Origin of the sequence: Paenibacillus sp. CF384 (assembly GCF_900106745.1) — a bacterium.
GTDB lineage: Bacteria > Bacillota > Bacilli > Paenibacillales > Paenibacillaceae > Paenibacillus_Z.
The window spans coordinates 39,875-64,797 of the sequence record NZ_FNNV01000021.1; the positions used below are offsets into that span (position 1 = coordinate 39,875).

At 50.2% G+C, this 24,923-nt stretch carries 25 protein-coding genes; 21 read left to right on the forward strand and 4 right to left on the reverse strand.

The features are described 5' to 3' along the window. The first annotated feature begins 85 nt into the window (after positions 1-85). The 7 genes from BLW29_RS26610 (at position 86) to BLW29_RS26640 (ending at position 7,699) form a co-directional block, all read left to right on the forward strand. Entirely contained in the window at positions 86-784 is a 699-nt protein-coding gene (locus BLW29_RS26610; protein ID WP_090985382.1) for a response regulator transcription factor, read from the forward strand. Continuing rightward, positions 781-2,136: a HAMP domain-containing sensor histidine kinase gene (locus BLW29_RS26615; RefSeq protein WP_090985384.1), complete on the forward strand. Its 1,356-nt coding sequence runs from the start codon at positions 781-783 to the stop codon at positions 2,134-2,136. The genes BLW29_RS26610 and BLW29_RS26615 overlap by 4 nt, the downstream gene beginning before the upstream one ends. 32 nt (positions 2,137-2,168) lie before the next feature. Beyond that, on the forward strand, positions 2,169-3,032 hold the full coding sequence (locus BLW29_RS26620) for a carbon-nitrogen hydrolase family protein (protein WP_090985386.1): 864 nt from the start codon (positions 2,169-2,171) through the stop codon (positions 3,030-3,032). A 40-nt stretch (positions 3,033-3,072) separates the two neighbouring features. Continuing rightward, entirely contained in the window at positions 3,073-3,738 is a 666-nt protein-coding gene (locus tag BLW29_RS26625) for a GNAT family N-acetyltransferase (RefSeq protein WP_090985388.1), read from the forward strand. 17 nt (positions 3,739-3,755) lie between these two features. Beyond that, positions 3,756-4,424 (forward strand): GNAT family N-acetyltransferase, encoded by a 669-nt coding sequence (locus BLW29_RS26630; RefSeq protein WP_090985390.1) that lies wholly within the window; start codon positions 3,756-3,758, stop codon positions 4,422-4,424. 84 nt (positions 4,425-4,508) lie between these two features. Continuing rightward, positions 4,509-5,249 carry an MBL fold metallo-hydrolase gene (locus tag BLW29_RS26635; protein WP_090985503.1) on the forward strand — a complete coding sequence of 247 codons (741 nt, stop codon included), beginning with the start codon at positions 4,509-4,511 and terminating at the stop codon, positions 5,247-5,249. Positions 5,250-5,707: 458 nt separating this feature from the next. Further along, a complete protein-coding gene (locus BLW29_RS26640) occupies positions 5,708-7,699 on the forward strand; it encodes an endonuclease MutS2 (protein WP_090985392.1) in 1,992 nt (663 codons plus the stop codon). A gap of 51 nt (positions 7,700-7,750) precedes the next feature. Here BLW29_RS26640 and BLW29_RS26645 read toward each other — a convergent pair whose 3' ends face one another. Then, a complete protein-coding gene (locus BLW29_RS26645) occupies positions 7,751-8,392 on the reverse strand; it encodes a thiamine diphosphokinase (RefSeq protein ID WP_090985394.1) in 642 nt (213 codons plus the stop codon). Positions 8,393-8,604: 212 nt separating this feature from the next. Between BLW29_RS26645 and BLW29_RS26650 the strand changes: the two genes are divergently transcribed. Together BLW29_RS26650 and BLW29_RS26655 are read left to right on the forward strand one after the other, a co-directional pair. Further along, positions 8,605-9,285 (forward strand): trimeric intracellular cation channel family protein, encoded by a 681-nt coding sequence (locus tag BLW29_RS26650; RefSeq protein WP_090985505.1) that lies wholly within the window; start codon positions 8,605-8,607, stop codon positions 9,283-9,285. Next, entirely contained in the window at positions 9,282-9,758 is a 477-nt protein-coding gene (locus BLW29_RS26655; protein WP_090985397.1) for a low molecular weight protein-tyrosine-phosphatase, read from the forward strand. Before BLW29_RS26650 ends, BLW29_RS26655 begins: the two co-directional genes overlap by 4 nt. A gap of 65 nt (positions 9,759-9,823) precedes the next feature. Here the strand turns inward: BLW29_RS26655 and BLW29_RS26660 are convergent, their stop codons facing one another. Then, complete coding sequence (locus tag BLW29_RS26660) at positions 9,824-10,564, reverse strand: alpha/beta hydrolase (protein WP_090985399.1); 741 nt, start codon at positions 10,562-10,564, stop codon at positions 9,824-9,826. A gap of 282 nt (positions 10,565-10,846) precedes the next feature. On the opposite strand from BLW29_RS26660, the gene pdhA reads away from it, so the two are divergent. The 11 genes from pdhA (at position 10,847) to BLW29_RS26715 (ending at position 23,461) form a co-directional block, all read left to right on the forward strand. After that, entirely contained in the window at positions 10,847-11,914 is a 1,068-nt protein-coding gene (gene pdhA / locus BLW29_RS26665) for a pyruvate dehydrogenase (acetyl-transferring) E1 component subunit alpha (RefSeq protein WP_090985401.1), read from the forward strand. Between the two features lie 42 nt (positions 11,915-11,956). Then, the gene (locus BLW29_RS26670; RefSeq protein WP_090985403.1) at positions 11,957-12,934 is read left to right on the forward strand and encodes an alpha-ketoacid dehydrogenase subunit beta; all 978 of its coding nucleotides are present in this window, start codon (positions 11,957-11,959) and stop codon (positions 12,932-12,934) included. A gap of 54 nt (positions 12,935-12,988) precedes the next feature. Beyond that, entirely contained in the window at positions 12,989-14,332 is a 1,344-nt protein-coding gene (locus BLW29_RS26675) for a dihydrolipoamide acetyltransferase family protein (RefSeq protein WP_090985405.1), read from the forward strand. 4 nt (positions 14,333-14,336) lie between these two features. Then, the gene (gene lpdA / locus BLW29_RS26680) at positions 14,337-15,752 is read left to right on the forward strand and encodes a dihydrolipoyl dehydrogenase (protein ID WP_090985406.1); all 1,416 of its coding nucleotides are present in this window, start codon (positions 14,337-14,339) and stop codon (positions 15,750-15,752) included. Between the two features lie 111 nt (positions 15,753-15,863). Then, a complete protein-coding gene (locus tag BLW29_RS26685; RefSeq protein ID WP_090985408.1) occupies positions 15,864-16,358 on the forward strand; it encodes an acyl-CoA thioesterase in 495 nt (164 codons plus the stop codon). Between the two features lie 56 nt (positions 16,359-16,414). Then, a complete protein-coding gene (gene thyA, locus BLW29_RS26690) occupies positions 16,415-17,209 on the forward strand; it encodes a thymidylate synthase (protein WP_090985410.1) in 795 nt (264 codons plus the stop codon). A 15-nt stretch (positions 17,210-17,224) separates the two neighbouring features. Then, positions 17,225-17,722: a dihydrofolate reductase gene (locus BLW29_RS26695; RefSeq protein ID WP_090985412.1), complete on the forward strand. Its 498-nt coding sequence runs from the start codon at positions 17,225-17,227 to the stop codon at positions 17,720-17,722. A gap of 225 nt (positions 17,723-17,947) precedes the next feature. Further along, complete coding sequence (locus BLW29_RS26700) at positions 17,948-19,435, forward strand: glutamate synthase subunit beta (RefSeq protein ID WP_090985414.1); 1,488 nt, start codon at positions 17,948-17,950, stop codon at positions 19,433-19,435. Positions 19,436-19,510: 75 nt separating this feature from the next. Continuing rightward, a complete protein-coding gene (locus BLW29_RS26705) occupies positions 19,511-19,831 on the forward strand; it encodes a hypothetical protein (RefSeq protein WP_090985416.1) in 321 nt (106 codons plus the stop codon). Between the two features lie 57 nt (positions 19,832-19,888). Then, positions 19,889-21,031 carry a hypothetical protein gene (locus BLW29_RS26710; protein WP_090985418.1) on the forward strand — a complete coding sequence of 381 codons (1,143 nt, stop codon included), beginning with the start codon at positions 19,889-19,891 and terminating at the stop codon, positions 21,029-21,031. Between the two features lie 12 nt (positions 21,032-21,043). Next, positions 21,044-23,461: a DNA topoisomerase 3 gene (locus tag BLW29_RS26715; RefSeq protein WP_090985421.1), complete on the forward strand. Its 2,418-nt coding sequence runs from the start codon at positions 21,044-21,046 to the stop codon at positions 23,459-23,461. A gap of 74 nt (positions 23,462-23,535) precedes the next feature. Here the strand turns inward: BLW29_RS26715 and BLW29_RS26720 are convergent, their stop codons facing one another. Next, complete coding sequence (locus BLW29_RS26720) at positions 23,536-24,279, reverse strand: HAD family hydrolase (protein WP_090985423.1); 744 nt, start codon at positions 24,277-24,279, stop codon at positions 23,536-23,538. Between the two features lie 127 nt (positions 24,280-24,406). Between BLW29_RS26720 and BLW29_RS31560 the strand changes: the two genes are divergently transcribed. Beyond that, positions 24,407-24,547 (forward strand): hypothetical protein, encoded by a 141-nt coding sequence (locus BLW29_RS31560; RefSeq protein WP_177186836.1) that lies wholly within the window; start codon positions 24,407-24,409, stop codon positions 24,545-24,547. A gap of 93 nt (positions 24,548-24,640) precedes the next feature. Here BLW29_RS31560 and BLW29_RS26725 read toward each other — a convergent pair whose 3' ends face one another. Further along, a complete protein-coding gene (locus BLW29_RS26725; protein WP_090985426.1) occupies positions 24,641-24,862 on the reverse strand; it encodes a hypothetical protein in 222 nt (73 codons plus the stop codon). Between the last annotated feature and the right edge of the window lie 61 nt (positions 24,863-24,923).

Sequence of the window (24,923 nt, forward strand, 5' to 3'; positions counted from 1 at the left end):
CTTGCAATGGCGCATTTGCTTCTTTATGATAGTGGGAACGGGCTAGTCCTGATTAAGTCTATAACAAAGTGGGTGTACAGCGAGAATGAATGAACGCATTCTTGTTATCGAAGATGAAGACGGCATTGCACGGGTTCTTCAGCTTGAGCTGGAGCATGAAGGTTATTCGGTCGGTCGAGCCGCAGACGGCAGGAGCGGACTTGAACAAGTCAACAACGGCGAATGGGATATGCTCCTGCTCGACGTGATGCTCCCTGAGCTAAACGGAATTGAAGTGCTGCGCAGACTCCGGCAGTCCGGCAATCAAATCCCGATTATTCTATTAACGGCACGTGATACGATCCCGGACAAGGTAAGCGGTTTCGAGCATGGCGCCAATGACTATATTACCAAACCGTTCGCGATGGAAGAACTGCTGGCGCGCGTTCGCAATTTGCTCCGTATCTTCCAGCAGCAGCCGAAGGAGACGGAGAGTCCGGATGTGCTTAAAGCAGCCGATCTCTCGATTGAGCTGCGCACGCGCAAAGTATTCCGTAAGGATCTCGCGATTGAGCTCACTCCGCGTGAATTCGAGCTGCTTGTTTATTTGGCCGAGCATCGCAATGAAGAGAAGTCACGAGAAGATATTTTGTCCGAGGTATGGGGCTACGATTTCATCGGCGAAACGAATTTGGTGGATGTATACATCCGTTATTTGCGCCAGAAAATCGATAAAGGGTACCGGCATAAACTCATCCACACGGTTCGCGGCGTAGGCTATATGCTCAAGGAGCCGGATGCATGACGCTGCGCAGACGATTTACGTTTTTCACGATTTTTTGGCTTATTTTCATATTGATCCTCTTTAACATTTTCGTTTATTTATTTGTGATAAAAATCACGATTCGCAGCGAGGATCAACTGCTGACGAATAAAGTGAATATCCTGCTTGAGGATCCCCGAATCGTTGACCCCTCGCAGCTGTCCAACGGCGAGCTGCTGCGGGATTTCTATAACATCAGCGAGCTTATTCGTATTGTAGATCGAAGCGGCAGAACGGTGAACTCACAAGGCTCGGACTCCGAGCTGCTTGCGTTGAAGTCGGAATTCTCGGGTCAACATGATACGGGGATGTTCTTCCTTGAAGGTCGACGCGTGCTGTATATGAAGGTACCGCTCTTTCATGACGGTCAAGTGATAGGTACGTTAGAGCTCTACCGTAAGCTGACGCTGCTCGACAGCTACTTACAGGTTCTGGTCATTGCGCTGACCATCACCAGCATCGGGGCGATCTTGTTCGCGATCTTCGGCACCTATTGGTTTACTTCGCGATTAACGTCACCGATTCAACACATGGTGCAGACGATGAGGGAGATTGACCGCAGCGGGAAGCTGCGACAGATTGAGCTTGCCCAGCGCGACCAATCTGCTGAGTTGCTTCAGCTTGCGCGCGCCTTTAATCAGATGATCGACAGGCTGGATCGCACATTCGAGCGGCAGAAGCAATTCGTCGCCGATGCGTCGCATGAGCTTCGAACACCGGTAACGGTTATTACCAGCTATGCAGGCATGTTGAAAAGATGGGGAAGAGATGACGTCAACATCCGTGATGAGGCCATTGAAGCCATTAGCAAGGAATCGCAGCGATTGCAGAATTTGACCAAATCGATGCTTCAGCTTGCGCAAGCCGAGCAAGAAGATTGGCTCAATCTGGAGAACTTCAATCTCGTGCAGCTGACGGATGAAACCGCGGATATGCTTCATATCACCTTCCAGCGCATGATTCGCGTACATACAGGCAAACAAGACGTTCGGATGATCGGAGATAAGGACAAAATCAGGCAGCTGCTTGTCATTCTCATTGACAACGCAATCAAATACAGCAAAGATCCAATCGATGTGACCCTTGGCGCTAACAAAGGCGTCATCCGGATATCGGTCTCGGACAAAGGAATGGGCATTCCCGAGGACGAAATTCCTCATTTGTTCGAGCGCTTCTACCGCGTAGACAGCGCCAGAAGCCGATCAACCGGCGGTGCCGGACTTGGATTGTCCATCGCCAAGCGGATCGTGGATTTGCATGAAGGTCAAATCGATGTATTCAGCAAGCCTGAACAAGGTACGACCATCTCGATTGCGCTGCCATTGCGCAAATAAATATTCATAAGCTAACAAAGGCGGGGAGAACGATGAGGAGTTTGCGTGTCTGTGCCGTCCAGTACAAGCTGGCGGACATCGAGCGCTTCGAACAGTTTGCCGATCAAGTTCGGCACTATGTTCGGAATGCGTCTGAATATGGGGTTCAATTTATTCTGTTTCCGGAGTTTTTCACGACACAATTGCTCTCGATCGGAGACGATGAGGGACGACCGTTGTCGATTGAACGACTGCCTGACTTTACGGAACAATACGTCGATTTGTTTAAGTCGCTTGCAGCTGAATATCAAGTGCACATCGTTGGCGGCACGCATGTCATCGATGCCGGAGGCGGCAAGCTGAACAATGCCGCGCATCTGTTCTACCCGAGCGGCCGCGTGGAGCGGCAGGCGAAGCTTCATATGACGCCGACCGAACGCGAGGAATGGAATATGTCCCATGGCGAAGACTTGCGTGTATTTGATACAGAGCATGGCACAATCGCGATGCTTACTTGTTACGATATCGAGTTCCCGGAAGTGGTCCGCATGGCCAGGGCGAAAGGGGCGGACATTATTTTCTGTCCTTCCTGCACCGATGATCGTCATGGATTCTACCGGGTACGCTACTGCTGCCATGCAAGGGCAGTGGAGAACCAGGTATATATCGTGACGACAGGTACGGTAGGGTCACTGCGCAAGGTTGATTTTATGAGAGCTAATTATGGTCAAGCTGCAGTCATCTCGCCAAACGACATTCCATTCCCTCCTGCCGGTATCATGACAGAAGGTATCATTAATGACGATATGCTCGTCGTTGCGGACCTCAACGTTCAGCTGCTTCATGATGTGCGCGCTGCCGGTTCGGTTACGACTTGGCGAGATCGCCGCACGGATTTATATTGTGATTGGTCTTAATCGTGCGTGATCTATCCGCCGGAGTAGGGGAGGGTGAGAGATGCATAAGCAGTTGATTGTTTATCACTTGGGCAAACCGATCGAAATTGTAATTCGTAATTACAAGTTTTCCGATATCGAGGGGATGATCGCGATACAGCGCGAATCCTTTCCGCCTCCGTTTCCTTCGGAGCTATGGTGGAACGAGACGCAGCTCCGGGAGCACATCACCAGGTTTCCGGAAGGTGCGCTGTGTGCGGAAATGGATGGCAGATTGATCGGCTCTATGACGGCACTTCTTGTAAGCGAGAAGCTGCTGGAGGGCGTACATACCTGGGAGGCTGTCACGGACAGCGGCTACATTCGCAATCACGACCCGGATGGCAGCACGCTCTATGTGGTTGATTTGTGCGTCATTCCGGAAATGCGTAAAGCCGGTATCGGTAAATGGCTCATGCAAAGCATGTACGAGGTCGTCATTCATCTCCGGTTGAAGAGACTGCTTGGCGGCGGTCGGATGCCTGGCTACCATCGGTATTCGGAATCCGTATCTGCCGAAGAGTACTTAACCGGAATTACTTCGGGCTTGTACAATGATCCCGTGATCTCGTTTCTATTGCGCTGCGGTCGTCTGCCTGTCGGCGTTGCCCAGCACTATCTGGAGGATGAAGAATCCTGCGGATATGCCGCACTCATGGAGTGGAAGAATCCATTTATACACGAATAGAGAGGAAGTTATAAGTCATGGACTACATACGCATTCAATCGATCGACAATCCATTATTCAAGAGCATGCATGATTTGATGAAAACGATTTTTCCGAAAGAAGAAGTGCTTGCTTATGAGAAATGGGCAGGCCCTCTTGAAGATCCCAGCATTCATGTCTATGTAGCGGTACACGATGGCGAGGTTGTCGGCACTACGGAATATCGGTACTATCCCGGCATGCAAGTCGCGATGACGGATTTTACGATTGTCGGTCGTCCGGGGCTTGGCGTAGGTCGGTTTCTGATGCGCAACCGCTCGCGTGATTTAGAGAAGTTGGCACAGCAAAGCGGAACTGAACCTATCGGCATGTTTGCGGAAATTTACAACCCAACGGTAGCCGAATATGAATTCGGCGGCGTCTATCCGATGAACCCGTTCGTTCGTCGTGAAGTGCTGTCGCATATCGGCTATATGCGGATTGACTTCCCTTACGTACATCCATCTTGGGAAGAGGATGGTGCGGCTGTCGGCGGGCTTGATCTATGTTTCTTGCCTCAAGACGAGAACCGGACTGAACTGGATGCATCACTCGTGGTGGCGTTCTTGACGGAATACTATTCGGCTCTGCCTAATAAACCGGATGAATGGTATGCCATGGTCGAAGGCTTGAAGGGGCAATCCAAGCTTGCACTGAAACCACTGTAGAGAGGCAGTGTTTCAACAACGCAGGCAGGAATGGGGGAAGCAGTTTTGGCGACGACAATCACCTTCTGGGGAACGGGTGATGCAATGGGCGTTCCTCGCGTCTATTGTTCATGTGAGGTTTGTGAAGAAGCGAGATCCGGCGCTGTGAACCGCAGATTGCGTTCACTCGTTCATCTCGCCGATGAAGAATTTGGAACGATGCTGATTGATTGCGGCCCGGATTGGCGCAGTCAGATGGAAGCGGCAGGTCTCAAACGGATCGATACGGTTCTGATTACGCATGCTCATTTCGATCATATCGCAGGGCTCCCGGAATGGGCGGATCTATGCAGATGGCTCGGATGCAAAGGCCAAGCTTATGCGATGCCTGATGTTATTGACGAGATACTGACCCGCTTTCCGTGGCTGAGGTCTCATATTGAATTTCATCCCATCATGGGACCGCTTCAATTCGGCGGCTGGGAAGTGCGGACATGGAAAGTGAACCATGGCAAGAATGGCTATGCTTACGCGTTCCGATTCACGCATGCCGAGCGTGGTAAGTCATTCGCTTATTGCTCAGATTCCATCGCGCTCGAGGGCGATGAGCTAGTGCCGCTCGCAGAGTTAGATCTCCTTATTCTGGGGACGAGCTTCTATCAGGAGCCATTCCCATTCGAGACGCGTTCCGTCTATGATGTTACAGAAGCGCTGGTGCTGCTCGAAGAGCTAAAGCCGGCTAGAACAATGTTTACGCATATGTCGCATGATATTGATCTACGGCGAGACTATGGACTGCCTGTAGGTGCCGCATTTGCACATGCTGGGCTTACCGTCATTGTCTAGGCGATTGCCGCTTGACTTGGCTGGAGTGTTGGCGCTATTATAAAGTTAACTTTAAGCAGTAAGGGGAAATTTTGATGCGGGTTATGGTTCTTAACTTCTAAATTGGATATGATCCGGCGCCGGAAGCGCTGCCGGATTCACGGCTTTTGTACGATATACAAGTGGACTTTCTCCTGTTGGAGTAGGTTTATATCGTTATATCGCACGAAGACGTGAACCAATGAGTTAAGAACATGACAATTTCCGCCTCCTACTGGACGGTAAATTCGCGTGCTCACTCGAGCACGCCTTTTTTTGTTCTACGGGAAAACCTCCTTCTGCTAGCCGGAAGCGGGTTTCCTCGTCGAATCGAAGAGGGAGTTTACCGAGAAGTCCATGAACAGGGATGGGATGCGTATGCGTTCTGTCCCTGTTTTTGTTGTATTTAAATATAAACATCGAAAAGGATGGGTAACCCAATGAATAACGCATCAATGACGAAATTAGAATTCGATAAAATCAAAGCCATGCTGCTGACATATACCGTTTCTGAAGCCGGAAGAGCCCTTGCCGAGCGGCATGAACCAAGCGCAGAGCCAGGACGAGTGAAAGCGTGGCTTGGCGAAACAGAGGAAGCGGCGGCGCTGCTGGCAACCGGTGCAAGCGTTCCTATATCGGCAATGGAGGGCATGGAAGTATTCATGGCGCTCCTGGGCAAAGGAAAAATTTACAGTGAGCAGGAGCTTGGCAATTTGGCCGTTTGGCTCACCTCAATCGGACAAATGAAACGATATATGGACAGTAAACGATTCACTGCGCCGACTATCAGCAGCTATGCCGATTCGATGTACGATTGTCCTGAGCTTGTGAAGGAATTGCTGCGCTGCATCCGGCACGGGTCGCTGACCGATCAAGCGTCTCCAGCGTTGGCTGACATTCGCAGGCATCTCGCAGCCGCGGAAGAGCGAATCGAACGCAAGCTAAATCAGCTGCTGGGGAAATACAAGAATGCTCTGCAGGATCAATTAGTGAGCAAACGAAATGGTCATTATGTGATCCCTGTGAAGAGGGATCTGCGCAGGCAGGTGCCGGGTACGGTCTGGGATGAGTCGGCAAGCGGTCAGACGTTGTTCGTTGAACCGGTGGACGTGGCCGATCTGCAGGCGGAATGGCAAATGTGGAAGAGTGAGGAGGAACGCGAGCGAACGCTGATCCTCTCGCAGCTCTCTGATCTGGCGGAGGAGCAGAGTGACTCGCTAAGATGGAATATGGAGGCGATGGCATCGTTTGATTTTATATTTGCCAGAGCGAAGCTATCTCGCACCTATAACGGCATTAAAGCGGTCATTGTCGATAAACCTTATGTGAAACTGATTGGCGCCAAACATCCGCTGTTAGGCGGCAAAGCTGTACCGCTTACGATTGAAATCGGCGGCGAATGGCGTCAGCTTATCATTACCGGGCCTAATACCGGCGGCAAAACCGTCGCACTTAAGACCATCGGTTTATTCGCCCTAATGGTACAGTCCGGGCTGCTTATCCCTGCTGAAGTCGGAACAGAGCTGGGGTTATTCCAGTCCATAATGGCGGATGTCGGTGATGGCCAAAGCATCGAGCAATCGTTAAGTACATTCTCCGCGCACATGGAATGTCTCAGCGACATGCTTCGAAGAGCGAATGGTCGCTCGCTGATTCTGCTTGATGAGCTGGCAGCCGGCACAGATCCAGGTGAAGGAATTGCGTTGTCCATAGCGGTTCTGGAGGAGCTTCTGAAGCGTGGCTCACTTGTCGCCGCCACGACACATTTTAACGAGATTAAACGATTTGCCTCCGTCATGAAGGGATGCACGAATGCACGCATGGCTTTCGATGCCGATACGCTGCAGCCGGTCTACAAGCTTGAAATCGGAGAAGCCGGGGACAGTTATGCTTTTGCAATCGCGAGGCGATTTGGATTGCCTGAGCATGTGATTATACGTGCAGAGGAGCGCGTCGTTGCTGCCAAATCTACAAATTCCACGCACAATCAACAGACGTTGAATGCTGCGGAGTTTGATGCCAAGTCTGCGTTAAGATGGGATGACGAGCTGAAGCGTGCAACTGGCAAAGAAGATGCGAAGGCTCAAGTGAAGAGAAATGAGGAAGCTGCGAATGAAGCAGGCGCGAAGAAACCTTTCGTTGTCGGGGATTGTGTCTGGATCTATCCGCTCAAACGGACGGGAATCGTATTCCAACCTGCGAATGAGCGTGGCGATGTGGTTGTGCAGGTTCAGAAGAGTAAGATGACCTTCAACCGCAAGCGGCTGTCTCTCTATATTCCGAGTACGCAGTTGTACCCGGAACTGGAAGAGGGCTACGATATGGATATCGTGTTCGAATCGAAGGAGAACCGTAAAACGCGCAAGCTGATGGGGCGCAAATATGTCCCGGGACTATCCATCATCATACCGCCTGATGAGCCAAAAGCTTGATTGTGGCGAAAGATCATGATAAGGAGACTGCTTATTCTATAATAGTCACCTTTAGTCCCGGCTTTGTATAACGAGCAGCAATCCTTGCTTGATGGAAATTTGACCTTCCTCGCCTAGCAGTTTGTTGCTGATGCCGAGAGATTGTCCGATTTCGAGTTCAGCCTCATGGAGAGGGTACTGAAAACCAGTCAACGTAATGCCTGTCACACGTTCGGATAGCGGCAATAAAGATACGTAAGTGTAGCTGCTGTTTAACAGTTTGGTCTGATCTGCGGTAAGCTGTATACAGTTGTGTTCGTCTACAATCGAGGCTGCAATACCTTGCTGCTGTGCCATTCGGAGCAGGTGAACATTCGCCAGCGAGTGGTCGAACCTTGTTCCGAGAGCGCCTAGCATGACGATTTGCTGCGGCCGCTTAGACAACGCAAGGCGCCAAGCGAGCTCCGTATCGGTGTAATCCTTATCGATCGGATCGTAATCATGTGTTTCGCCGCTGTTCGCGCGGATATATTCCAGTTGAGCCTCTGTAACGGAATCGAAATCGCCAAGTGCAATATCCGGCCGCAAGCCATGCTCGACTAGGAATAATGCGCCGGCATCCGCTCCGATCAATACATCGTCAGAGGTGAGGAGATCGAGCGCCCACCGGCCAAGGCGTCCGCCTGTAAAAATAACTATTCGTTTAGGAATCATAGGTAGACCTGCCTTTGCCATTATGCTGGTTCATTCGGGAACCAGCAGCGTTTTACGCCAGTATACTTCGCATGAGAATGATTGACCAGCCGAAATACGGACGACGTGGAAAATGTAACGCTTGAAGATTGGGCCAGCCGCGGCTAAAATGAGTAAGGATCATATCGAGCGGAGACACGCGGAGGCATCAAGCAATGAATTTACAGATGGACATGGACATTTTCACCGTATTCAGCATTATCGGAACGATTGCATTTGCGGTCAGCGGTGCAATTGTAGCCATGGAAGAAGAGTATGATATTTTGGGCGTGTATGTGCTCGGATTGGTTACTGCATTTGGCGGCGGCGTAATCCGCAACCTATTGATCAATGTGCCGATTACGACGATATGGACGCAGGGCATGCTGCTGAAGACGGCAGTAATCGCAATGACGATCGCGTTCGTCATGCCGGTCAAGTGGATTAACAGATGGAAGAAAAGCGAAGCTTTCTTCGATGCGATCGGGTTATCCGCCTTTGCGATTCAAGGGGCACTGTATGCAACGGGCAAGTACCCTCTAAGCGCGGTTATGGTTGCAGCCATGCTGACCGGAATTGGCGGTGGCATGATTCGCGACGTGCTGGCAGGTCGAAAGCCGCTGGTGCTGCGCGATGAGATTTATGCGGTCTGGGCGCTTGCCGCAGGCGCTGCGATTGGCTTGGGATTGTTCGAATCCCCGGTGGAATTATTGATATTATTCGTCATCGTCATTATTTTCAGAATGCTATCCGTTCACTACCATTGGCGGCTGCCGAGGCGATCCTTGAAATACGCGCTCGCGCAGTCGGTCCATTCGGATAAAGAGCGCGCTGAAGCTGCCAAGATTGAGCAAGAAAAAGGAGAAGGATCATGATTAGCGTATTATTTGTTTGTCTGGGAAATATTTGCCGGTCGCCGATGGCCGAAGCGGTGCTGAGGCATCAACTGAAGGCGCGCGAGTTGGAGGACCGGATCAAAGTCGATTCCGCCGGAACGGGAGATTGGCATCTCGGCAAGCCGCCGCATGAAGGTACGCGCGAGCTGCTGGAGCGTTACGGAATTTCGTACGAGGGAATGCGAGCTAGACAAGTGCTTATCGACGACTATCAGACCTTCGACTATATCATTTGCATGGACAGTGCCAATGAGCGAGATGTTCAGGCGCTCTTCGGGAGCCGTTCCGATCTGCATGCCAAAGTATTCAAATTCATGGATTTGCTGCCGGGTGAATCGAGCAATGATGTGCCTGACCCGTATTACACAGGCAACTTCGATGAAGTCTACGGACTGGTATCGAAAGGCTGCGAGAATCTTCTGGAGCGCATTCGCCACGAACATCAACTATAAAATAAAGAAAGACCGCATTCCATTGAGAAGATGGGATGCGGTCTTTTTTACATAAGACGCTGGTGTCAGGCTTCAGCGTGGAGAAACGTTCGCAGCGCATCCGGAATGTGCTGCTGCCAGAAGCCCCACACATGATCGCCATCATGCTCGCTGTAATGGGTTGTGGCGCCTTGTGCTTCAAGAATGGCTTTCATCTCACGGTTAATCGCGACAAAATCGAATACGCCGCTGTCGGATTTAAACGCCGTTTCTTGTAAACCTACGATCATGAATAGTTCGAGCTTGCTAAGATCGGAAGCCTTCCGAGCAATCTCTCGTGAAGCGGGATAAAACGCTCCTGACAAGGAAATAACTTGATGGAACAATTCGGGGTAGGTGAGCGCAATGTGAAGGCTGACGGATCCGCCTAAGGAATCGCCGGCAAGAATCCGAGCGCCTGCGTCTCGTCTAGCTGCATACTTGGACTCGATGTATGGAATCAGTTCTTCGCCGATGAAACTGACGTAGTTGTGGTGCCGATCGCCATTAGGCGCATATTCGGCCGTGCGCAGCTTAATGTCCACATCGACTCCGACAATGATGAAAGGCTCGATGCCTTCGTCCAGAATGAGCTGGTTGGCAATCGTCGCAATACGGCCAAAATTGAAAAATTGCTCACCGTCTTGGCAATAAACGACCGGGTAGCTGAGCAATTCATTGTAGCCGGGTGGTAAATATACCCTTAGATCACGCGAGCCTTCCGGCAGCAACTGACTGGTAATGACATCCTTTACAATCGTTCTTTTCAAATAACGAGGATCGGTCATGAATAAAAACTCCTTTGTCCTTGCATGGTTTGGACGTGTTGTGGGTAAACAAAAGGGAGGAAACAAATGAAGCTTTTGCTAGAAATATGCCCTGTTGTACTATACTGTACTACTAGTTCAATAGTTCTGTTACATATACAATTTGACAGGCTAATAGATCAAATGTTGCAAAATACAACGGTTTATTGTGCTTTATGCTTTGACCATTATGGTTAAACAGGTTTATAATCATTCTATAACAGGGATACTCGTTTTTTCAAATATTCAACTGAGGTGAACAATATGAGCAAGCTGCCTTACGAAGTTCAGACGGAGCCTGTAACTCCACTTTCCGTTTTGTCTCCTGAAGGGGAAATTGTTAACGAAGCGCTTATGCCGAATTTGTCGGATGAGCAATTGAAAGAAATCATGTATCGTATGGTGTTCACACGCACATGGGATGAGCGTGCCGTAAACTTGGGCAGACAAGGCCGTCTTGGCTTCTATGCACCTGTTTCGGGTCAAGAAGCTTCCATGATCGGAAGCGAATACGCACTAAACAAAGACGATTTTGTATGCCCGGGCTATCGTGACATGCCACAAATCGTATGGCACGGATTGCCGCTGTATCAAGCATTCCTATACTCCCGTGGTCATCAGCACGGTGGTCAAATCCCTGCGGACGTTCATGTTCTTATGCCGCAAATCATTATCGGCGCTCAAATTCTACATGCTACAGGCGTTGCTATGGCATTTAAGAAAAAAGGCGAGAAGCGCGTAGCAATCACTTATACAGGTGATGGCGGTTCTTCCGAGGGCGACTTCTACGAAGGCATGAACTTTGCCGGCGCATTCAAGCTCCCTGTCATTTATGTAGTTCAAAACAACGGTTATGCGATCACTACACCATACGCGAAGCAAACGGCAGCATTGTCGGTTGCACACAAAGCAATTGCTGCCGGTATTCGCGGCGTGCAAGTTGACGGTATGGACGTACTTGCTGTTATCAAAGCCGTATCCGATGCTGCAGAACGCGGCCGTAACGGCGAAGGCGCTACGCTGATCGAGATGCTGACATACCGTTTCCGTCCGCATTCCATGGCGGATGATACGACGAAATACCGTACGAAGGATGAAGAGGGCGAATGGAGCCTGAAAGATCCGATCACTCGTTTCGCGAAATTCCTGGAGAAGAAGGGCCTTTGGTCGGATGAAGATACAGCCCGCGTAAAAGAGGAAGCGAAAGCGACTGTAAACGAGCATATCAAGAAAGCAGAAGCAACAGAGAAAATGACTGTGAACGGACTGATTGATTCCATGTTCGAGCACACACCTGCTCACCTGGAAGCGCAAAAAGCCGATTTCCAATAAATGGGATGACTATCGAAGTTAGCTAAGGAGGAACTCGCGACAATGGCTCAAATGAATATGAAAGAAGCGATCCGCGACGCAATGCGCGTGGAGCTTAAGAATGACCCGAACGTATACATTTTCGGTGAAGACGTTGGTAAGGTTGGCGGCGTTTTCCGTGCGACAGAAGGACTTCAAGGCGAATTCGGCGAAGATCGCGTATTCGATACACCGCTTGCTGAATCTGCAATTGCAGGTATGGCAGTAGGGATGGGGCTTCAAGGCTTCCGCCCTGTAGCAGAAATTCAATTCGTTGGTTTCATCTATGAAGCCATGGATCAAATGTTTATCCAAGCAGCACGTATGCGTTACCGTTCCGGCGGACGCTACAACTCGCCAATCGTATTCCGTACGCCATTTGGCGGCGGCGTTAAGGCAGCTGAGCTTCACACGGATTCCCTTGAAGGCTTGGCGATTCAAACGCCTGGTATCAAAGTAATCGTGCCTTCCAACCCTTATGATGCAAAAGGTCTTCTGGTTGCGGCAATTCGCGACAATGACCCTGTATTCTTCATGGAGCATTTGAACCTTTACCATGCTTTCCGCCAAGATGTGCCTGAAGAGGCGTACACGGTTGAGATCGGTAAAGCCAATGTTGTTCGTGAAGGTTCCGATGTTACGATCATCGCTTACGGTCTTATGGTTCACACGGCTGTCAAAGCTGCTGAAGAGCTTGAGAAGAGCGGCGTTAAAGCAGAGGTTATCGATCTTCGTACACTGCTTCCGCTTGATATCGAAACGATCGTCGCTTCGATCAAGAAAACAAACCGTGCAATCGTTGTACAAGAAGCACAGAAAACTTCCGGTGCAGCTGCGGAAATCATTGCTCAAATCAACGAGAACGCAATCCTTCATCTTGAAGCACCGGTACTTCGCGTAGCCGGCCCGGATACGGTTTACCCGTTCGCACAAGTGGAAGACGCATGGCTGCCAAGCCCTGCTCGAATCATTAAAGCAGTTAACCAAGTGCTGAACTTTTAATAGATAACCCCACCATAGAGCAGGTTGTGAAGACTGAGAAGGAGGTCACGGGACGTGGCAAAATTCGAATATCGTTTCCCGGAGCTGGGCGAAGGCTTGCATGAAGGCGAAATCGTCAAAATGCATATTACGCCAGGCGCTACAGTAACGGATGAAGATATCATCATGGAAGTACAGAATGACAAGGCAATCGTAGAAGTTCCTTGTCCTGTAAATGGTAAAGTGCTTGAAGTGCTCGTGAAGGACGGACAGGTTTGCCATGTTGGCGATATCGTCGCGATCATTGATGCAGAAGGCGAAGTGCCTGAGCAAGCAGCACCAGCCGGCGACAGCCATAGTGCACCGGCACCAGCGGCAGCAACTCCTGCAGCAGCACCGGCACCAGTTGCAGCGGCTCCGGCGCCAGTAGCACCGCCAGCGCCAGCAGCACCAGCGGCTCCTGTTAAAGCAGCCGGCGGTCTTGTCCTGGCAACGCCAAGCGTGCGTAAATTCGCTCGCGAACAAGCCGTTGATCTGTCCGGCGTAGCAGGCTCCGGCAAGAATGGCCGCATCACGCGCGAGGACGTAACTGCAATTGCTGCAGGCGGCGGCACCGTGGCACAAGCTGCTCCGGCAGCTCAAGAAGACGCAGCAGCACCGGCATCGGCATCGGCTGATTCGAAAGCAGCAGCACCAGCGGCGGTTGTTATCGGCGACCGTGCTGAAGAGCGCGTACCATTCAAAGGCATTCGCAAAGTAATCGCGAACGCGATGGTGAAATCGGTCTACACAGCACCTCACGTTACACTGATGGATGAAGTGGATGTTACTGCACTTGTTGAGCTTCGTACGAAAGCGAAGCCGATCGCAGAGAAGAAAGGCGTTAAGCTGACTTACCTGCCATTCATCGTGAAAGCTCTTGTTGCGGCTTGCCGTCAGTTCCCAATCATGAACGCGACGCTTGATGAAGAGAAACAAGAGATCGTGTACAAGAAATACTACAATATCGGTATCGCTACCGATACAGATAACGGTTTGATCGTTCCGGTTATCCAGGATGCAGACCGTAAGAACGTTTGGATGGTTGCAGATGCGATCAAAGATCTGGCTACTCGCGGTCGTGACGGTAAGCTTACAGCTACCGAACTGAGAGGCAGCACAATCAGCATTACGAACATTGGTTCCGCAGGCGGTATGTTCTTTACACCGGTTATCAACTTCCCTGAAGTTGCTATTCTGGGTACAGGCCGTATCTCCGAGAAACCGGTTGTGAAGAATGGCGAAATCGTTGCAGCGTCGGTTATGGCACTTTCCCTAAGTTTTGACCACCGTCTCATTGATGGGGCAACAGCGCAAAACTTCATGAACTACATTAAACAGCTGCTGGCTGATCCGCAATTACTTGTAATGGAGGTTTAAAACCATGGTAGTAGGAGATGCATCACTCGATATTGATTTGCTCGTCATTGGAGCAGGCCCAGGCGGCTATGTAGCGGCAATTCGCGCTGCACAGCTTGGCCAAAGTGTCCTTGTTGTAGATAAACAATATGTAGGCGGCGTATGCTTGAACGTCGGCTGTATCCCGTCCAAGGCGCTGATCTCGGCGTCCCACCAATATGAATCCATCTCTCACGCTTCTTCCTTCGGTATTACTGCATCCGATGTGAAAGTGGAGTGGAGCAAGGTTCAAGAGTTCAAGAACGGCGTTGTTAAGAAATTGACCGGCGGCGTAGGCCAACTGTTGAAAGCTAACAAAATTCAATTCTTCAGCGGCGAAGTAATGTTCATCAGCGATACGGAAGCACGCGTATTCAATGAACAAGAAGCTCCGCGCTACCGTTTCAAGAACTGCATCATTGCAACAGGCTCCCGTCCTATCGAGCTGAAGGCATTCCCTTACGGCGGCCGTATCGTTTCTTCGACAGAAGCGTTGTCCTTGCCAGAAATTCCGAAGAGCCTCGTTGTTATCGGCGGCGGCTACATCGGTATCGAGCTTGGTCAAATGTATGCTCGTTTCGGTACGAAGGTTACGGTAATCGAAGGTTCCGATTCGATTCTTCCCGGCTTTGACAGCGACATGTCTTCGCTCGTGGCGAAGAAGCTTAAAGGCACGAAAACAGATATCGTAACGGGTGCTCAAGCGAAGAGCGCCGTACAAACGGACAACGATGTAACGGTTACGTACACAGTAGGTGGCGAAGACAAACAAGTTACAGCGGATTACCTGCTTGTAACGGTTGGACGCCGTCCAAATACAGATGGTGAGCTTGGCCTTGATATGATCGATGTGAAGATGACCGATCGTGGTATGATCGAAGTCGACGAGCAATGCCGTACAAGCATTCCGCACATCTTCGCAATTGGCGATATCATCGCAGGACCTGCGCTTGCGCATAAAGCGATGTATGAAGGCCGCGTTGCTGCGGAAGTCATTGCTGGTCAGCCAAGCAAGATCGATTACAAGTGCATTCCGCTTGTGGTATTCTCCGATCCTGAATTGTCCAGCGTAGGCTACAGCGAGAAGGAAGCGAAGGATAAAGGCCACAATGTGAAGGTCGGCAAATTCCCGTTCAACATCAACGGACGTGCATTGTCCCTTGGCGTAAACGAAGGTTTTGTCAAAGTAATCGCAGATGCGGATAACGGCCTCTTACTTGGTGCCCAAATCGCCGGTATCGAAGCTTCCAACATGATCGCAGAGCTGGGACTTGCAATCGAAATGGGCGCGACGCTTGAAGATATCGCCCTGACGATCCATGCACATCCAACGCTTGGCGAAATCGTTCTGGATGCGGTTGAAGTGGCGCTTGGACATCCGATTCACGCCATTGCCAAATAACAAGTAAATCTATATAACCAAGGCTTACAGGAATACAAGAGGTCACGCCGCAGTTGTTCTGCAGCTGGGCCTCTTTCTTCTTTAGGCATTTAGCCAAGGAGGCTGCCTGCAATGACGAACGAAGTGATGAAGAAGACAACGGACGAGTCGAGATCAACGATGATGCAGCTCATCTTCCCGTCGGATACGAATTACCACGGAACGATGTTCGGCGGCAAAGTAATGGAATACATGGATAAGATCGCGGCGATTACAAGTATGCGCCATGCGCGGGGGCCGGTCGTAACCGCATCGACAGATAGTTTGGATTTCGTTGCTCCGATCAAAGTAGGCGATATGATCGACGTAGAAGCTTTTGTCACATGGACTCGTAAGAGCTCTATGGAAATCTACGTGAAAGTACAAACCGAGCATGTCTACACGGGGGAGCGCAAAACAGCTGTCACCGCATTCTTCACCTTTGTAGCGCTCGATGAGCATGGCAAGCCGACCCCTGTTCCAGGCATCATCCCGCAGAATGAAGAAGAACAGGCACTTCATCTGTCAGCACCGGATCGATACGAGCTTCGCATGCAGAGAAAACAGGACAGACAGAAGAGCCTTTAAATGGTACACTAAGAGGAAACGGTTTTTGTCGAATGATGGAGAGGGGTTAACGGACGTTGAAGGCTTATTTGGATTTGCTTCAGGATGTCTTGGATAACGGGGTTGTTAAAGAGGATCGCACAGGAACAGGAACGAGATCCGTGTTCGGTCGTCAGCTTCGATTCGACTTGAATCAAGGGTTCCCGCTGGTCACGACGAAACGGATGCATGTGAAATCCATTATTCACGAACTGCTCTGGTTCCTCAAAGGCGACACGAACGTTCGTTACCTTCAAGAGAATGGCGTTCGGATATGGAACGAGTGGGCAGATGAGAACGGTGATCTGGGTCCTGTTTACGGGTCGCAGTGGCGGGCGTGGGAGACACCTGACGGTCGTCATATCGATCAAATTGCTGCTGTAATCGAATCGATCAAGCATAATCCGGATTCCAGGCGCCATATTGTCAGTGCATGGAATGTAGCGGAAATCGAGAATATGAAGCTTCCTCCCTGCCATTTTGTATTCCAATTCTATGTGGCGGGCGGAAAACTCTCTTGTATGCTGACGATGCGTTCTTCCGATACATTCTTAGGTTTGCCGTTTAATATTGCGCAATACGCGCTGCTTACGCACATGATCGCCCAGCAGTGCGATCTAGGAGTGGGGGACTTTATTTATTCAGGCGCGGATGTTCATATCTATAGCAATCATATCGAGCAAGTAAAGCTTCAATTGACTCGTGAACCGCTGCCGCTGCCGAAGCTTATCATAAAGCGGAAGCCGGAATCGATATTTGATTATGTCTATGATGATTTCGAAATTGCCGATTATCAGCATCATCCAACGATTAAAGCTGAAGTCGCGATATAGGGGAGTGTGCCGATTATGACTATTGCAATGATTGCCGCTATGGCGCGCAACCGCGTGATCGGGATAGACAACGGCATGCCATGGCGCTTGCCGGCAGAAATGGCCCATTTTCGCCGTTCTACAGCGGGCAAGACCGTTGTGATGGGGCGTAAGACCTTCGAATCGCTTAGCGGTCCGCTCAAGAATCGCCGTAATGTCATCTTGACTCGCAGCCTGGATTACAAGCCGGATGGCTGTGAGGTTGCTCATTCCGTTGAGGAAGTGTTGACTCAGTATGGCAGTATTGATGGCCAAGAGCTTGTAATCATGGGCGGCGCAGAGATCTATGCACTGTTTATGCCCTATGCGGACAAGCTGTGGTTGACTGAAGTCGAAGCCGAAGTGGCGGGGGATGCACATTTTCCGACCTTCCAGATGAATGAGTGGACCGTGCAGGATCGGGAGCATTTCTCGAAGGATGAGAAGAACGCCTATGATTTTACAATCGTTACATATGTCAGGAACGCTCGTTAGAGCAATCGCGATTTGTTTGGCAAAAGCCAAACATTATGTGAGAAAGTGCAAATGATTGTACGGAAAATCCATTTATTGCGTTCAGCCAAGTTGCTAAGATATTGTAAATAGTTATCAGGTTTTATATGGTAAAGTTTGATATTGAATTCAATGTCGATTCCCGATATAGTTTTAGAGAGATAACGAACATTCGGTAATGGGAAAATGGATGGAGGAAAAGCGATCATGTCTACACCTACTGGATTTATGGACTACAAACGCGAGCTGCCTGCTGACCGCGATCCGCTTGAACGGATTAAGGATTGGGATGAATTTCATAAGCATTTCAGTGAAGATCAGCTGAGAACGCAAGGCGCGCGCTGCATGGATTGCGGTACGCCTTATTGCCATACAGGTATCGAGCTTCCGGGAGGCGCATCGGGCTGCCCGGTGAACAACCTTATTCCGGAATGGAATAACCTCATCTATCGTGGACTTTGGCGCGAAGCGCTGGATCGTTTGCACAAAACGAACAATTTCCCGGAATTCACCGGCCGTGTTTGCCCGGCTCCGTGTGAAGGCTCTTGTACGGTCGGCCTGATCGGCGATCCGGTTACCATTAAGACAATTGAACAATCCATTATCGACAAAGGCTTCGAAGAAGGCTGGGTCGTTCCACAGCCGCCGCTTATGCGTACTGGCAAGAAGGTTGCCGTTGTAGGTTCCGGTCCTGCCGGCATGGCTACCGCAGCACAGCTTAACAAAGCCGGCCATACGGTAACGGTTTATGAGCGTGCAGATCGTATCGGCGGCTTGCTCACTTACGGGATTCCAACGATGAAGCTCGACAAGAAGGTCGTTCAACGTCGTGTGGATCTGATGGAAGCTGAAGGCATTAACTTCGTAACGAACGCTGAAGTTGGCACAAACGTACCGGCGGAGCAGTTGATGAATGAATTCGATGCTATTGTCCTTTGCGGCGGTGCTACCAAAGCGCGTGAAGTTGACATTGAAGGCCGTGACCTGAATGGCGTTCATTTGGCAATGGATTATTTGAACGGTACTATTAAGAGCTACCTGGATTCCAATTTGGAAGACGGTAATTATATTTCGGCTAAAGACAAGGATGTTATCGTAATCGGTGGCGGCGACACAGGTACTGACTGTGTGGCAACGGCACTACGCCACGGTTGTAAATCGGTCACGCAATTCGGTACGGTCGGTAAAGCACCGCTGGTACGCGATCAAGAGAAGAACCCATGGCCGCAATTCCCTAACGTGTATACGCTTGACTATGCACAAGAGGAAGCTCGCGCACTATACGGTGAAGACCCTCGTGCATTCTCCGTACTGACGAAGAAATTCGTAGGCGACGAGAATGGCAACCTGAAAGAATTGCACACTGTGCAAATCCAGCGTACTGTGGACGAAACAGGTCGCAGAATCTACACGGAAATCCCAGGTACGGAGAAAGTATGGCCAGCTGATCTGGTTATGATCGCGGTCGGCTTCGAAGGTCCTGAGAACACGTTGATTCAGAAGCTTGGACTTGAGCAAGACCGTCGTTCGAATGTAAAAGCCGAATACGGCAAATACAAAACGAGCGTCGATAAAGTTTTCGCTGCAGGCGATATGCGCCGTGGACAAAGCTTGGTTGTTTGGGCAATCAACGAAGGACGCGAGGCTGCGCGTGAAGTGGACCGTTATTTGATGGGAACTACGATGCTTCCTTAATGTACGAAGGAATTCGGAATGCAAAGCGCCTACGGGCGCTTTTATTTCGTTTAACGAAGGAGTGGAAGGAAGAAGATGATTCAATACGGTTCCGAGCAGATTACACAGCTGCGATTTATGACATTCATTCCTCGCATAGAGCGACGTGACGATCAATGGATTGATCTTGAGCTGCGCATGATTGTGGATCAAGGAACGCCTATCCCTGATGGGCTAATTGATTTAACGGCATTAGTTATCTGTACGCACAGCGGCGTAATTGCTCAGATCGTTCCGCTGGATGAAGGCTGCGATTGCGAGTTTCAATTCACCTCTGATGAGAAGGAACAGATACAAGCGTACGTAGAATCTGCAGAAATGCAAGAACAGATTGCAAATCTCTCTATCGGCGAATAAGGTAAGATGTGGTAAAATGAGCTGTAGGTTATCGTTTCTTGGTGGGAGGAGATTCGATTGCGCACCACAGCTGCAGGGGTTCTTACGCCGACAGATATCCATAATATCAGACATTATGTCCAGCATAAGTACGGTGACTTGCCTAGTGATCGCCGAGCCGAGATTGTAGCGGATGCGATGCAGCGTATCGTCCTGCGACAATTGCCTGATTTTCCGCAGGTTCATAAGATGAGCGTTTCGACTGAGTTGCTGCGGAGTATTGCGGTTCGGAAGCAAGTTCCCGTTCATGAGAAGCATATTTTTGAAGCATGCCTGAGGCTCGATTATCGTGATCCTCAGCTTTTCCATGCCTTGCACGAGTGGGTAGAACAGCGACTTGGCGTGACGATCGAGGCTGAAGTGTTCAAAGGCATCGTTGAAGAAGGCATTCATATTGCGAACTCTCCCGATGTGCAAGTAGAAGCTTGGGATGCGGTGGTCGGTACTGTGGCAGGCTATTATCGCATGCCGGATCGAGTGGCAGAGATTATCACGCTTCCTGGCATCCGTAATGGCCGTATTGGCAGCAGGAGCAAGCCGAGTACGTATATGTTCCTTACGGTGGCGTTAAGCATGTCGACGTTGTTCTACGGCTGGTGGACCCTACAACCGCCAACATCTCCTGCAGCCATCCCTGTTAAGACAGGACAACCTTTGGTAGTGAGCCGTCCGGTTTCCCAGCCGCCCGACGCGGTCGTTCAGAAGTATAAGAATGAGCTTCCCGGTGAGCTGAGGTATGTGGAAATTAATAAAGAACGGCTCGTACAGTATTTGGCGGGGAAATCGTCTTTACTTGCCGAGGAGCCGTACCTCAGTACTATTGTTAATGCGGCTAAGGATCATGATATCCATCCGCTATTGCTGTTTGCGATAACCGGACAAGAACAGGCTTTTGTCCCGAAGTCGCATAAAGATGCGAAGAAGATCGCAAACAATCCGTTTAATGTGTTTCACAGCTGGAAAGAGTTCAATACAACAATCAGCGAGTCTGCGAAGATCGCGAGCAATACGATTGTACATAAAAGTCAAGGAAGACCTGACGATATCGACGCACTCACTTGGATCAATACCAAATATGCCGAAGACGTCAATTGGTCGAAAGGCGTTCGGACGATTTTGGAAGCGATGAAACGTCAGATTATGTCGGTTAACGAACGGTAAAGAGGCGATTGCTTGAAAACATTGATTATCGCAGAGAAACCCGATATGGGTCGGACAATCGCCGCAGTCGTGGAGCCGAAGGCGCAGAACAAACGCGCTTATTTGGAAGGCGAGCACTACATTATTACGTGGGCAATCGGCCATTTGGTCAGTCTCGCAGAGCCGGATCAGTACGACCCCAAGTATAAGAGATGGAATGAAGCGGATTTGCCCATCATTCCGGATCGCTTTAAGCTATGGCCTAATGCGAGGACGAAGGATCAGCTTGCTACAATTGGCGAGCTGTCGAAGCGCTGTGACCGGCTTGTTAACGCATGCGATGCCGGGCGTGAAGGTCAGCTTATCTTCCATCTGATTCGGCAATATTTGAAAATGCCGCAGCCGACAGATCGGCTGTGGATTTCCGATTTGACGCCGGAGACGATTCGCCGGGGGTTTGATGGGCTGCGCAGCGATCAGGAGTACGATGATCTGACACGTGCGGCGAAGGCACGAAGTGAAGCGGATTGGCTGGTTGGCATGAATGCTTCGCGGGCATTTACCATCCGCCACAAAACGCTCCTGTCGGTCGGACGCGTACAAACACCTGTATTAGCGCTGCTGTATGATCGGCATAAAGAAATTACGGCTTTTGACAGTGAGACGTATTTCGTCGTTCAAGCTTCATTCAGTCAGGGCGACTTTACGTATAAAGGCGTCTGGCAAGGAGATCGAATAACGAAGCGCGAGCAAGCTGAAGCGCTGGCTGCGAAGGTGTCCGGGAAACCGGCTAAGATTGTCAGCTATACGGTGACCGAGTCGAAGGAATATCCATATCGGCTTTACGACCTTACACTGCTGCAGCGCGAAGCGAATGGCAGATATGGTTATCCGGCGAAGAAAACGCTCGATATTGCACAATCCCTTTATGAGAAACATAAAGTAATTACCTATCCACGGACAAGCTCCAACTATGTGACGGAAGAGAACCTTTCCATCATGGGCAATGTTCTTAACATGCTAAAACAAACGTCTTACGGTGATCTGGCTAACGGTGCGGATCGCAGCAGGGTGCATAAGGGCAACAAAGCCGTCTGTAATCCGGCTAAGGTCGAGGATCACCATGCAATTCTGCCGACGCCTAAGCGTCCTGGCACCTTAAGCACGGAAGAGCAGCACATTTACGATATGATCGTTCGTCGATTCCTCTCTCATTACTATCCTCCCGCTGTGTATAACAATCATGAAGTGTTGACAGAGGTAGAAGAGGAGCAGTTCCGCACGCGTGCCAAGGAACAGCTGGATGACGGTTGGCGCGTCGTGTTAGGCGATCAGGATGACGGAAACGCGAGCAAAGCAAAGAGCAAGTCGAAGAAGAAATCCGACGATGCGCCGGACGAACAAGAGGATGATCTCGTTGAAACCGATCGTCCATTCTCGGTAGATCCCGATGCTGCCGTCCATTGTGACGGCGCTGATGCACTGGAGAAGGCGACGAAACCGCCGAAGCCGTATACGGAAGGCACGCTGCTCAAAGCGATGGAGAGTGCCGGCAAAGCGATTGAGGATGAAGAGCTTCGAGATGCTATGAAGCAGACGGGGCTGGGTACGCCAGCAACTCGCGCGGCGACGATTGAGCGGCTCAAGTATGTCGGTTATATTAAGCCTACAGGCAAGCGGCTCGATATCACGACGAAGGGCTGCGCAGCCATCGAGCTCATTCGCGGCGCCGGCGTTGAACTGCTCGCTTCACCGGAAATGACGGGCCGATGGGAGCAGCGCCTCCATCAGATCTCGAAGGGCGAAGCATCGGATGAGCAGTTCATTGCAAAGGTGAAGCAGTTTGCCGAGATGATTGTCGGCAAAGTGAAGCATCAGCGCCAAGCGGATGCTAGTCTTTTCGAGGAGCCGGGGCAAGCGGGCGGAGAAGCTAAGGGCAGAGGCAGAGGGGCGAAAGCTTCTGCTTCGGGCGAGAAGAGCACGAGGTCTTCTTCGAAGGGGAAGGCAGCGAAGTCAGCGGAGGCCGGATCGAGCTCGGGCTCTCCTGCTAGGAGCGCAGCTGCATCTCGCTCGAAGTCGGCAAGCACTTCAACGACTGGAAGCAGCAGCTCCCCAACCCGTGCTGCAACAGCTACACGTCCTGCAGCATCTCCGGAACCGTCAGCAAACACGCCGAAGGTGATTGCATCTTGTCCGCGGCCGGGCTGCGGCGGTGAGCTTGTGGAAGGTAAACGCGGCTATGGCTGTTTGCGTTTCAGGGAAGGCTGTACTTTCGTCATCTGGAAAGAACAGCAGGGACGACTGGTCACGGCAGCTATGGCGAAGGCGCTGGCTGTTAGCGGCGCAACGCGTACTTCCACGTTTAAGAAGGAAGACGGTACCAGCGAGTCAGGCAAACTGATCTTAACGAATAACACAACCGGAGCAGTAGAATTTGTACCAGCCCCATAATAATGAACAAGAGGCTTGTCCTCACAGGAGTCAATAATGACTCTTGTGCGGGACAAGCCTCTTCATGTGTGCCGTTAGTTAGGACCGCGCTGGTTCAGGTAAGTATGAATACTTGTCGGAACATCGCGGAGTTGGTCCAGGGTGAAGAATGCGCCTTTAGGCTCCACATCAATACCGACAATATTGTACGCCCATTCGGAATCCGTCTTCATGTGAATAGCGTGTATGCCCGAAGTTAGAGCGGGTATGACGTCAGTACGGATGGAGTTGCCGATCATCCAAGTCGACTTGCGATCGAATTTGCCTTCGCGCAGAATGTTCTCCATCGCTTCGACATTCTTCATTGAACGCACATAGATGCGCGGGCCAAAATACCGCTCCAGCTGCATCTCCTTGATTTTGCGTTGTTGGATCAACATTTCCCCACCGGTGTAAAGATGCAGCTCATGCCCCTTCGAGGCCAGTTCGTCGAGCGTCTCTTCCATGAACGGATAAGGCTCAACCTCATGTTCATAAACACTTCTTCCTAGTTTCCACAGCATGTCTACCTCTACAGGGGATAATGCTCTACCCAGCAGATCGGAGAAATGCTGATACGTTCCGATAAAGGATTGTGGGAAGTGATCGCTCTTAAAGCCGGATAGATGTACGCCGGCAATGTCGATTTCGGTTTGCTTGTCACGAATTTCCTGAGCCGAAATTCCATAACCTCTGAACCAGTCTGACATGAGATCCGTAAATTGATCAATAACGAAGTAGAAATACTTGTTGCAGTAAATTAGCGTATCATCGAGATCGAATAAAATACTTTGTTTCATCTTAGGCACGGCTCCTTCCCCAGATGATTTCGCTGTGTAGATTCAATCTACCGCATCTTGGGATTCGCCGTCAAATCGAATAGTACTGGGAAGATTTACAAATACTGTAGGTGGAGGTGAATGATGTATGCCAACAAATCGGAACAGCAATTCGAGAAACCGTGGTAGTGAATTAGAAGGAAAAGATTATACTTCCACATTAAAGAAGCTGGATAAATTCGCAAGCAGACCGTCCAGCTTAAACGGCATTAACAAACAGCTGCCTTAATATACGGCAGGGAAGAGACAGGGAACAGTCTCTATACGGTCAGCAGTCAGAAATCAGAGGGCAACTGCGAACAAGTATAGAGACTGTGAGATGTTAAGCATACTTATTTAATTTCGCAGTGAGATCCTGCTTAATATAAGCGATTCTCTTGCGAACATAGAAGTCATAGCTGGCCCCTTTCAATTCGCGGGGGCTAATAACCTCTTCAGCACTGTTGTCGATAATAGTCAAGGAGCCGTTGGAATAAAACTTAAAAGTTAGATCCCGGAAAGGTCGATGCGTTTCGATAAATCGATAGTTTTCACAGTTATTCATGATGGTTAGCCTCCTCACAATTGGCGGGAATTTAGAACGTGTGTTCTTGTTTTTATTATAG